Below are 11,725 nucleotides of genomic sequence, written 5' to 3' on the forward strand. Positions count from 1 at the left end.
TGCATAAACTCCGCTGCCCTGCGCTTCATCCCGCTCAAAGACCTGGAGAAGGAGGGTTACGGCAAGTACGGGCGCCTGTTCGAATAAGGACCGACAAAAAAACCTATAAGACGGAGCAAGGTTCAGCGCCTAGATAACCCGGTGAAACCGTCAGACGGAGCGACCGGATACCCTAACATGTCGAAGATTTATCATTCGCGGCTATTCAGGCTTCAATGGCTTCTTCCTGACCGTCAGCGCAATGGAGACGACTTCGTGCGGTATGACCTGGAGACACACGAATTCATGCGGGAGGCGGGAAAGACTGCAACAGTGAATCCCGGCGACAGGGCGCCTGAATCCGGCCTGGGCGCACGCGGGCTTAGCCGTGAGGGTGAGCGGGCGATACATCAATGATATTGAAAAGTTATCGTTGCTCCGTCTGACGTTTTTTCGCTTCACTGACTCTCAGCGCTACGCTCGTAGCGGATCGTGCGGAATATCGATTCGAGCTCCCGGTCGATGGATCTGAACCGCTCGTTCGCAAAGGCCAGGAAGGCCTGCTCCACTATCTGCTCGGCCATGACCTCGAGGCCTTCGATGCTAGGGTGGAGCCAGTCGATCATGTCAGGGTAAAGGGTGGGAAACTCGAGCTCGCCCGGTTCACAGGGGTTCTCCATCGCGTCGTACAGTCGGACAAGCTCCACTTCGGTGGGCAGCCGCCTTCGGGCGTACTCCTCCGTGAGGCGCGTCGAGAGATCGGCCAGCATCCTGTTGAACGAAAGGGTCTCCATGCCCTTCGCGTCGGTCCACTTCTTGAAACCGCGCCACGGCGTGGCCTCCAGCATGATTATCCGCGAAACGCCCGATGATGCCAGCTCGCCGCAGATCTCCACGAGCTTCCTCTCCATGTCCTCGGCGGTCCTGCCCGAGGCCATGTCGTTCACACCCACGTCCAGAATCACCTCGTCGTAGCCCCGCTCGACTATCTCGTCGAGACGCCTTTCCCTCACGCCGTAGATCTCGTCCAGCCCGAGCAGGCCGCCGTTGGTCTCGCCGCTGCGGCACTCGGGAGTCACCTCTATGCGGCTGCTGTCGAGGTATTCGTCGAGCAGCAGCGGATAGAGCGATTCCTGCGCGCATGTCCTCGAGTCGCCCACGACCGCGACCCTGATCGGCTGCCCTGCGGTTGCCGGCTTGTGTGTGACAGTTGCCCTCATGTTTTTAAGACGAACATTTATTCGTGTATCGATTGATCAAAAAAAATTGGGTATTGTGTACACTTCCGTGCAGTCCCGCCTGGGCTCTCTGCTGAATATGACCTGCCAACGGCCCTGGTCGCCGATCTCCCTTCTCAAGGCCCTGGTGAACTCTCTGCCGTAGGTCATCTTGATCAGCGTTCGCACTTCTGTGGATTCCATGTGTCTGACCGAATCGTTGTCGATTATGAGGCTTCCCCCTTTGTCGTCGGCGACCCACAGGAGCATGTGGCCCGTTGGTCCTTCGCTTTTTCCGCCGAGTGTCATCGTCGAATTGCGACCACGATCCAGCCTGCACGGCCGATCCTCATTTATGAGGACTATGTGATGGAATTTGAGGCCCGGTATCCCCTTGAGCACTCGGTGTGCTATCTCTGCAAAGATCTTGCAGTCTATCCTGAGCCTGCCCCTGGCATCGACTGAGAAACCGCTGGGCTGGTCAAGGCTCGCCTCATCGGGCAGTCCGATGAGTGAACGTGATTCTTTTTCCGCGTGAACGCCGACGCTGTCCAGGAAGAACCCGAGCATTTTCTCGAATTTCTTCAGCGGATCGTCGGACGACGCAGCGGAGGCTTGAAATGCAAGCCTCGCCTTTTCAAAGTCGAGGTCTTTTATGGCAATGCTCATCTGGACCGGAGGAGTTCCAGGCAGGTATGAAAGGGCGCTTGCTTTTTCTCCGTATTCCATATCGACCAGCTGTTTCATCATCTCCGGGCCAGGACCGTCGTTCGGATCGTCGAGAAAGAGCGGCGCAAGTGGAAGCGGATTGCGAATCCCGAGTTCCTGCGCCGCGATCTCCACTGCATATCTGTCCATTTCCCTGTAGCTATCTCCGTCTGAGTCGCCGACCGAGCCAGGAAAGCACTGCTCGATATGGTCGATCAATTCCTCGTCCACAGGACCTGCGCTGGTTTCCTCCAGGCATTCGGGGTCGAAGCCATCCGTTACCTGGCCATTGTACCTGGGATTGAAGGTGTAGGTCGTATACTCGATCGGCTGCGGCTCGACTCGCTTTATTCGTTTGCCCATCTGGCCTCCGCATAATGGTTATCGTCTGCATCCAGGCCGAGTTGCGCAATATTTCGAAATTGTCGAAAAAGCCGCTATTTTCCGGCTTTCCGGAGACACGACAAAGGGACAAAGGGACAAAGGGGACGTTTCCCGGTGGGTAAGTTACGAGAATCATTAGGATGATTTTTTAGGGTGCAGCGTTTCGCTGCGCCCCTGACTATTTCGCTCTGTCTGATTTGATTTGCGGAATTGAGAAATCATGTCGGCGAGCCGCAGCGAAACAGAAGCCGCCGCCCCGTCTGACTTCTCTCGGGTTTCCGTCATCCGGGTTCTGCTATTTTACTACGAATGCCACTCTCTCCGTCTTCCCGCCGAACACGATGTTCATGAGGTAGTTGCCGCTGGCCAGCTCCTTTTTGCTCATCGTGTTGTCGAGCTTGAAGAAGTCCGTGTCCCTGGCCATGATGACCTCCGGGCTCGCGCCGGGTTTCACCTTTCCGTTCTCGTCAGTCGGAAACACGTTGACGATTATGCTCTCCTGTCTGCCAGGGACCTGGACCGTCGCGTCGTTCTCTATCGGCGTGTTTAGTTTTGAAAGGATCTCGGACCTGCTGTCCAGCGGCATGCCGTCGATGTGGATCTCAGAAACCGGCGTCAGCGCCTTTGAACACCCGCAGATCGCCCCCGCTGCGATGATGATCGCGACCAGCACCAGCCGAACAGGATTCTTCTTCATATCCCCTCCTCCTTTTTTTTTGCGAGCGCCGAAAAACAGAGATTGCGCTCTGAAATCGAGCGCCATATCCTGACCCTGATCAAATGGGTTGAACGACATCGATCTGAATCGTCCCCTCCGCTGCATTCTTCTCGCAGCTCGTCTCCCGTACCCTTATGTTGACCGTGTGCAGGCCCTTTGCAGACACCGGCGGCTTGCCGCTTATGAGCCCCGTAGCCGGATCATAGGCAAGTCCCTCCGGCAGCCCGCTCATTTCCCAGATGTAAGGGCAGATCCCGTCTCTGCTGCAGCCGGTCGCTGTGAGGGGGATCTCACATGTCGGCGGGGTGTAATATTCGCTGTACGTCAGACACATCGGAGTGGAGTCAAGAACTGCGATCTTCACCTTGTTCTCGGCAGGGATATCACCGACCTTCACCTGGAATGTGCCGACGAAGTGATTCGTGGGGCATGAGACGTCCGTGACCACGAAGGCCACCTGGCCTTCGAAGAGTTCCGTCGGCACGCCGGCCACGTCACCGCCGGTGTTCGAAAGACCCGGGGGCAGGCCGGTGAAGGCCCACGAGTGCTCGCCGCTGCCGCCCTCCGCAGCCAGGGAGAAGGTGCACGGCTGACACAGGGTGCATGTCTTCGTCCCGAGCGATCCGCTCGCGATCCCGATCAGGTCTTCGGTGCCGCACGCGGCCGCCGGCTCCTCCGGCACCGCCACTTCGCCTTCGGGATAAACCGTGCCCGATTCAGGAAGGGGGCCCGGGAACTCGAGCTGGCCTGAGCTGGGGCAGCCGGCCGTCAACAGGGTCGCTGCCATCACCAGCAACACGGCGGTCATCGCCTTCATCGCAAGCCTCCCTTCGTTAGGGATCGGCGGCTGCCGACCTTTCGCTACCCTACCATATAACTGCGCCCGTGCATATCACCGCGCTGTGTTCGCGCCGACTCTCCACCGCCCTCGAGAGCCGCTAACTGCCTGATTTTATTGCTTTATATCTCGTTTTCGGCCGGCGGCTTTTCAAGCTCGCCATATCCACAGGATAAAGAAAGGGCGCAACAAAGGTCTCCGACAGCCGAAAAGATATATAGTGATCCTCGAGGCGGTTCCGGAGGTGAGAATGGGCGATGGAAAAGTGAGGCGCTTCTCGGTGATCGAGGGTCAGCCGCAATACTTACAGGAGCTGATGCTCAGGTACGTGGAAGACGAAGAGTGATCTCCCCCATGCAAACGGTCCCCTTTCGATCGTCAGGCTGGGACGGAGCGACGAGATGACGGAACTTTACTGGATAAAGAAAGGCATGGCGCCGCGCTACGATGTTTCCGCGCTCTCTTCGGGTGTCGATCTCAACTGCGACGGCACGATCGAAAGCTCGGAGCGGACCGATGCCGACGGGGACGGAAGCGTGACCCCGGGGGAATGGCGGGGCTTTCTTCTGACAAACAGGGAAGAGCTCAAGGGCCTGGATGCGGCGTTCAGATATTATTACAAGTACAATGAAATCTTCGAGCCCGACAATCCCATCTACAATATCACGTCTGTCGAGTCGGAAATAGTAAGCGAGGACGATATCCAGCTCGCATATGACAATGTCCTGCAGGTGCGCGCGCGCTTCATGGAGGTGTTCGATGAGCTCAGCCGATGGCGGGCCAGACCTCTCACAGCCAGGGAAATCGGCTATTGCCATCTGTACAGCATCATGGTCGAGGGCATGCAGTTCAGCATGGAAGAGCAGCGCGGCGACGATTCTTTCCTCGGGAATTTGAGCAGGAGGAGCGTAGACTGCGATACCGGCTCCCTCCTTCACCTGATCGTGGGCCACACTGTCGGTCTTCCGGAATATCTTGTCCGTGTCCCGAACCATGCCTTCCTGAAATATGACGACGGCAGAGGCGACGCGATCAACGTTGACTACGCGAACGAAATGCCTGACGAAGTTTACATGGAGGCACACGGCATCGACTGGGAGACAGCCAAAAGATCCGGGTTTATGATCAAGCTGAGCGGCGAAGATCTGGTGCCGGTATCCCTTGCGGCGAGATCGATCGAAAAGTCGAGAAGGGGCGACATCGAAGGCGCCATAAGCGACTGTGAAGAGGCCCTGCGCCTCAGGCCTGATTTCGCAGCGACACATAATACGCTCGGGAATATAAAGGCCGACGCGAAAAGGCATCGGGAGGCGGTTGAGGATTTCAACAGGGCAATCGAGTTGTATCCGAACTACGCGCGCGCCCGCTACTACCGCGCCTTTTCCCATTTTATGCTGGGCGACTCGGAAAAGGCCAGGGCCGACATCGATCGGGCGCTCGAACTGTCGCGGTCTCTTCCCTGGGAAATCTCCCGTTTTTCGCCGAACTTCATCGCAGGCATGATCATGTTCGATACGGGCGATATTCCGAAGGCCCGGAAGCACCTGGTGAAATCACTGGGCTACCTGCGCGACGAGACGCGGCGCGACGATATGGCAATGCCCGCCTCGCTCACGCTTTATACGCTTGCTGCGTTGCTGGTGCCCGATTCCTACCGACTGACGACAGGGCTACGGCATGATCTTGCGGATCCGGACAGGCTTGACACCAGGCTGGGATTCGATCTGGGCTGGACGACTTTCATAGGTGATTCGATTTTTTACCTCCGGCCGGAAGCGGGCGTCGGATACTCGACCCGCGTCTCCCATCACATGGTCGAGCTTGGAGGCGGTTTCGAGCTGGGCGTCGAGGCCGGTTCGAACTCGGCAGGCCTTGCGCTGAGCGCCGGCTACAACTTCAGAGCGGCCGGCGACGCGGATTCCTCCGCAATGGGTGAGGGCGGCTTCTTCGGATACTCGCTGAACATCCACCGCATGATCCTCGATCCCTTCGGCGCGGGCGTGTCTTTGACAATGCAGCACGATATTTCAGATCCGTCGAAGATGGCGCTGACGCCTGCCTTCGATATGTCGTTGTCGTTCTGATGCCCGACGAAGCTCCGGGCGGAGCGGAGATAACCGGAGGTGGCGTCAGAGGAAGACCCTCCTTTGCGCTTGACCGTCCTGCCGTTTGTGCCGGTCATCTGAAAGGCCGCACCCTCGACCATTTTGCTTTGTCTGACTTAATGACTTGATTCTCCTCACTCCTTTATTAACTGCGCTGGGGAGACGAGATTGCGTTGATCGAGCGGATGCACTACTATGGTGGGGCGATGAAGGGAGTGGCGTTCGCCCTTGTAAAAGGGGGACTTTTCCCGGTCTGTAAGCGATTGAAAATGCCGAAGCCGTGAAGGGCCGAAGGCAGAAGAGGAGGGGCGCATGAGACTTTTACCGGTTGCGGTGCTGATCATGTTGTTGCTTTTACCCGCCGGGGCCTTCGCGGGGAGCGCCACCGCCGGCATCGGCGAGGGGTGCAGCTACCGAACGGGGAGCTTCACGGTGCCGCCGGGCAAGGTGGCGGTCAGCATCCAGGCCTCCGTAGACACCGGCTGGCTGCCTTGCGCCGGAACCGGGCATGCCACGCGTGCCGGGGTTCGCCTGAAGGGGCCTGCGGGCAACGTCATCTACTACTTCGTCAGGACTTACGAGGGGAAGGAGCAGGTCCTCGCGGGGAGCCTGGCCGGCCTGCGGCTCGGCCCCGGAACGTATACGGTCGAGGCACCGGACGGCGGGCTAGGTACGACGGCGACGGTGAGCTTCGATCTCCAGGACGCGGCGCCGCCTCCACCTCCACCTGCCGTGGCCGCGGCCGGCCCCGGCGGGGCAGGCTCGCTCTCCGGCGACTGGAGCGATCCGTCGGTCAAGAGCGCAGCGCGGATCGTGCACAGCGGCAGCGCGATGACGATCACGAACACCTTCCAGTGGGAAGGGAAGACCGTCACCTGGACCGGGAGCGGCACGGTCTCCGGCGATGTCGTGAAGTTCAACTACTCTTACACCGGATTCAGGCCTGAGGGCTGGGAGGACGGCACGATGACGCTCCGCAGGACGAACAGCAGGACGCTCTCCGGGAGCTGGACGACCGCCTCCGGAAAATTCAGCCAGCCGATCACGTTCGTCCAGACCCGCTCCGACGAGCCCGGGCCCGCGTTCCCGTCCGGGCAGCAAAAGGCCGGGCCTGCGGCGCACGCACCCGCGGCACCCGCGCCTGCTCCGGGCGCCCCCCGGACGCCGGCGCGCGGGCGAACGATCTGTCCGCCCGGCCAGCATTACGAGGAGAACGTCGGCTGCACCCCCTATTTCCGCGAGGCGGAGGAGCGCTAGCGCGGAATCAAAAAAACCGCGAAAAACAGAAAAAAACAGCAGGGCGCCGCAGGTGCAAGCATTCGATATTCAAGGGCCCGTGTGTTTGCGATGCCGACCGGAACTCTCGAGGGATCCAGCTCCCAAGCTGTGGCGGCTGCAGTACGGGAAGGGGGCCGGCGCCAGGCCGAGAAGCTCGCCTGCGGCAGGGTCAGCGACTATTGCAACGCTATTTTTTACTTCCAGACCTTCACGTTGTCTATCAGCACGCGGGCGGGTGACGGGGACTCGCCGCCGAGCCCTATCGGGTTGCCTATGTATCGCTCGGCAAGCCGGTCTCCAGAAGAAGATTGTTGCTTCAGAACATTGTCGACATAGAAATTGATCCGTTGATCCGGCGTGATCTCGATCCTGAAGTTGTGCCACGCACCGGCGGGATATGAACCGGTGTGGTTCGCGGAAAACCAGCCCAGGTTGTCCTTGCGGTAACCATATGTTACCGAAGAAGGGGCATATCTTATCCAGACTCCGTAATCGTAGTAGCACCCCTTTGTCTCGTAGGGGTTCGTCTCGGGATGGCCCTCGAGTATCCCGAAGGTCGCCTCTCCGCTGCTCTGTATGTAGATGTCCGCTGAGATGTTGAGGCCTTCCGAGTAGTCGAACGCGTCCTTCGTGTACGCCCCTGTTTTGCAGCCGCCGATCTCGCCGTTGTCGTACGACGGCTTCGGTCTGCCGTAGAAAGTGTAGATCGCGGGCAGCTGGTCCGCCGGAATAGGGCCGGAATTGTCAGCTGCAACGATGTTCCATTTGTCCAGACCGGACGCGAAATCGTCCAGGAACGAGTCGAGCAGCGCCGGGTCCTCCGCCCCTATCAGGGGCATGTGGTAACCGCTGCGCTCCAGCCCCGCCAGCAGCCCCATGGCCTGGGACCAGCCAAGCGGCCGGGCGGCTCCGCCCTGGCCCTCCGGATCGTTTGCAGCATCCCCCCAGTGCTCGTCCTTGAAATACTGCTGAGGCGTCAGCATATAGTATATGCCTCCGAGATATACATACGGCTTGTAGAGCATGGAGGTGCGGAAGGCTTCGTCCTGGGCCCCGAACTCCGGGTGCACCACGCGTGCCGCATAGAGGGCCGAATATAGATAGCGCGGGACCCAGAGCGAGCTGTCCGCCGAAAAGGAGTCGAGGTCGGAGTGGGTCGCGGCGGTGCGCCAGTAAAAAGATTGCACCAACGGGTCGTCCAGCGGAAAGAGGTTGAAGGGCATCGAGAAGGCCATGATCATCTCTCCGTCCTCGTCGCTGAACTCCGTCAGCCCGCTGACCGAGCATGCGATCGCCAGCTGCGCGATGTCGTAGGCGTCGGCTCCGTACTTCCTCCGCGCATGGCAGTCGCCGGAGCTGCAGAGCTGGGACGTTACGGCGTCCTTGATCCGAGCCGCTGCCTCGCGGTAGCCGTCCGCCTTCGACGGGGCGGCGGCGTCGATCATCTCGGCCGCTGCCAGGAGCCCCGCGTGCGCCGCGGCGTTCGTGTAGAGGGACTGGCCTATGTCCTTTAAGGGATTTTCGTGCCAGTCGAGGCTGGGCGAGATCAGGCCGTCTGCGCAGATCCTGCTCAGCACGTAGTCGGCGAGGTCGGTTATGTCCGATGCGCCTATGCCGGAGGGCAGGACCCCCGTCCTCTTCCAGTACAGCCACAGGCCCCACAGGACCGTTGGCATCTGGTCCTCTTCCAGGAAAGAGTAGCCCAGGAACTCGAGGGGCTCTCCGGTCAGGCTGGAGTAGGCCTGCACCCACTTTCCGTCCTGCCTCTGCGCCCTATTGAAGAGGAATTCGGAGAAGAACTTCTCCGCGATCTCCTCGTGGCCGGCCATGATGTGGGCCGCGGCCTGAAACACCCCGTCGCGCGGCCACGAGAAGTAGTAGGTGGGCTCGTGGCTGGGGGCCGCGATTATCGCACCGGTGCGCCGGTCCGCCAGCATCCTGAGCGTTATCAGCGGCACCAGGTAAGGGCTGTCTTCCGGGATGTTGGAGGTCCACAGGTAGTCATACAGCCAATGGTCCAGGGTCGCGGCCTTCATGGCGTCGGACCCTGCTCCGGCCGCCGAATCCAGCGCCGCGGCGCAGGTGGTTTCGGAATCGCATCCGGCCGTGATGACCGCCACCCTCCCGTCCGACGGGATCGGCCATTCTGCCAGACCGGGTTTGACGCTCGTGGGGTTGCACTCGGCGGAGGGGTAGAGCCTTCTTACCTCCTCGAGCGAAGAGATTTCGTTGTCGCAGGTCATCGCCAGGCGCTCCCCGCCCGAGCCGATAGCCGTCATCGCTATCGCATACGCCGGCGCCTCCGATCTCGTCCACGTGAGGCGGTTCGATGCGCAGGCCTGGGTCTGCTCGTTGAACTTCCACTCCCTGAAAAAGGGGTAGTGGACGTTGACGTTGTAGCGGGAGTAGACGGCCAGCCTCGTGGCCGGATCGGAGGCCCCGCCGCACAGGTCGCCTGCCGCGACCTGGAAATCGCGCACCAGCATGTTGGCCCTCTCGGAGTCGCTTTCAAACGATTCCCACGGCACGAAGGCCTTTTCGACGATCGTGGTCCCTGCGCAGGGCCCGAGCCCGGAGTAGGTTATCTGCGCCACCGGTGCGCCCTTTGAGATCGAGGTGCCCTCGTATCTCACGTCAACGGACCAGCGGGCCGGGTCGCTGAACCAGTGGTATGATCCGTTCGCGCGCACTCCTCCGAACGAGCCCTGGAAGGGTTTCATCCACTCCGCCGCCATCGACAGATAGGGGATGTGGTTGTAGGCGCCGACGGAGGGGAACCACAGGGCGTTGAGCCTTCCGTCGCCCGTGAAGTTGGCGGTCATCTCCCCGTTGCCGACTATGAGCACGGTCGGGTTTATGCCCTGGCTCGTGATCTCGTTGCCGAGCCCTCCCTCTACGATGCCGTACAGGGTGGAAACCTGGCTGCTGGCCACCGAGTCGATGAACTGCAGGGCGCCGCAGTAGGCGTTGTCGGCCGCGTCCTCCATCTCCAGGGTGAAGGTCCCCAGCATGTTGCCCGCCTCGTCGAACAGATCGGTGGCGACGACGGTGACGGTGCCGGTGAACGTTATCGCTCCGTCGATGGCGACCTCAAGCGAGTGTGTGCCCACGGCGAGGACCGCGGTGAAGACGCCCTCCGCGTCCGTGACAGCCACGACAGGGTCTGAGAAGAACGTGAGCTCGACGTCCGGTGCTCCGATCCCCTCCGAGCCTGTCACGGCGCCCATTATCTTAACGAGCTGCTGATTCCCCGATTCGTCAGGGTCAGGCGTGCCGGCGTCAGGGGAGGTTCCGGACCCTCCGCAGCCGAGGTAGAGGATCAGCAATATCGGGATTGCGACGAGGAACCTGATTCTGGCAGCCTTCATGGGGCCTCCCTTTTTCAGGCGCCCCGGCAGGTCTGGGATGCCGGGGCAGCGTATCTCCCCCCCGGATGCGCATGTTCTATAGTAATGATCGCATGGATTTACAAGGCCGTTGTACGAAAAGGGCGGAAAGTGGGAAATTCGCCTGCCAGGGAGGTTATCGCCGGCCTGTCCTGAGCGCAACCGCTCCGGTAGATTCAACACCCTTGCGGTGCCGGTGGATTCTGATAGGTTCCAGGCGACCGGAAGGGAGGGTTTATGAATAGGGGCTTTGCGGCCGGGATCATTGCAATGATGCTCTTTGCAGCGGGATGCGGGGGCGGCGGACTAATCAACGGATACGGGGATGACGGCACCGGCGACGTAACGGCTGTCACGGAACCGGCCCCTGAGGTGGTTCAGGGGCCCCAGGGCCAGGCCGGCGAGGACGGCGCCGACGGCGCCGACGGAACCGACGGGCGGGACGGCGCGAGCGCGGCCCTGCCGTCGGGCGTCTGGCTCGACGGGGTCAACGCGATCACATTCTTCTCAACCACCGAGGGCCTCATGATGCAGGCCGCCGACACCACCGCCGCCGGCACGCTCGCCGGCGCCTTCAACGGAGCCGGCACCGGCAACAAGGCGCTGCTCGGCCTCAATGCGTACGACGGCCTGGCGGTGAGCGATCTCCAATCCATATCGATCGTCGCGCGGCAGGACCGCGGCAGCTCCTTCTTCTACTTCAACATCCAGGTCGACTGCGACGGCGACGGCGCGTGGACCGCGAACGACGGGATCGTGGTCGTTGATTCCGATTCGCTGGCCGACTTCACGCTCCCGGCCGACGGCTCTTTCTCTACGATAACGCTGGATCCCGCGGACGCGGTCTTCAAGATGGTGGGAGGGCCCAAGGCGAGCTGCGGCAACCTCCCGAGCCACCTCGGCGGATTCGCGGGCTTGCCGCTGACGTCGATGCCGGCGACGGCTGTGCTCTGGAACGGATCGACCGGCGACGGCGGGATGCCCCGCGCGACGCCGATGGCCGCGCTCCTGTTCATAATGGGCGACTCGGTCAACCAGAACTTCCGCGCCATGACGATCCAGTCGATTGCGGTAAACGCCGACACCTACACGTTCATGTGAGCGGAGAAATA

At 60.8% G+C, this 11,725-nt stretch carries 8 protein-coding genes; 3 read left to right on the plus strand and 5 right to left on the minus strand.

From position 1 onward, the window contains the following. Nucleotides 1–437: 437 nt before the first annotated feature. The 4 genes from JXA24_06235 to JXA24_06250 all read right to left on the minus strand — a co-directional run bounded on the left by JXA24_06235 (nucleotide 438) and on the right by JXA24_06250 (nucleotide 3,823). Nucleotides 438–1,199 carry an SGNH/GDSL hydrolase family protein gene (locus JXA24_06235; GenBank protein MBN1283350.1) on the minus strand — a complete coding sequence of 254 codons (762 nt, stop codon included), beginning with the start codon at nucleotides 1,197–1,199 and terminating at the stop codon, nucleotides 438–440. A gap of 36 nt (nucleotides 1,200–1,235) precedes the next feature. After that, the gene (locus JXA24_06240) at nucleotides 1,236–2,267 is read right to left on the minus strand and encodes a hypothetical protein (protein ID MBN1283351.1); all 1,032 of its coding nucleotides are present in this window, start codon (nucleotides 2,265–2,267) and stop codon (nucleotides 1,236–1,238) included. Between the two features lie 316 nt (nucleotides 2,268–2,583). Continuing rightward, a complete protein-coding gene (locus JXA24_06245; protein MBN1283352.1) occupies nucleotides 2,584–2,985 on the minus strand; it encodes a hypothetical protein in 402 nt (133 codons plus the stop codon). Between the two features lie 79 nt (nucleotides 2,986–3,064). Then, entirely contained in the window at nucleotides 3,065–3,823 is a 759-nt protein-coding gene (locus tag JXA24_06250) for a putative Ig domain-containing protein (GenBank protein MBN1283353.1), read from the minus strand. Between the two features lie 557 nt (nucleotides 3,824–4,380). On the opposite strand from JXA24_06250, the gene JXA24_06255 reads away from it, so the two are divergent. Further along, a complete protein-coding gene (locus JXA24_06255) occupies nucleotides 4,381–5,928 on the plus strand; it encodes a tetratricopeptide repeat protein (GenBank protein MBN1283354.1) in 1,548 nt (515 codons plus the stop codon). 333 nt (nucleotides 5,929–6,261) lie between these two features. Then, complete coding sequence (locus JXA24_06260) at nucleotides 6,262–7,206, plus strand: hypothetical protein (protein MBN1283355.1); 945 nt, start codon at nucleotides 6,262–6,264, stop codon at nucleotides 7,204–7,206. Between the two features lie 215 nt (nucleotides 7,207–7,421). On the opposite strand, the gene JXA24_06265 is transcribed toward JXA24_06260, so the two are convergent. Then, entirely contained in the window at nucleotides 7,422–10,595 is a 3,174-nt protein-coding gene (locus JXA24_06265) for a hypothetical protein (protein ID MBN1283356.1), read from the minus strand. Between the two features lie 255 nt (nucleotides 10,596–10,850). Here JXA24_06265 and JXA24_06270 point away from each other — a divergent pair, with 255 nt between their 5' ends. Next, entirely contained in the window at nucleotides 10,851–11,714 is an 864-nt protein-coding gene (locus JXA24_06270; GenBank protein MBN1283357.1) for a hypothetical protein, read from the plus strand. Nucleotides 11,715–11,725: the final 11 nt, after the last annotated feature.

This window comes from Pseudomonadota bacterium (genome assembly GCA_016927275.1).
In the GTDB taxonomy this organism is placed as follows: domain Bacteria; phylum UBA10199; class UBA10199; order 2-02-FULL-44-16; family JAAZCA01; genus JAFGMW01.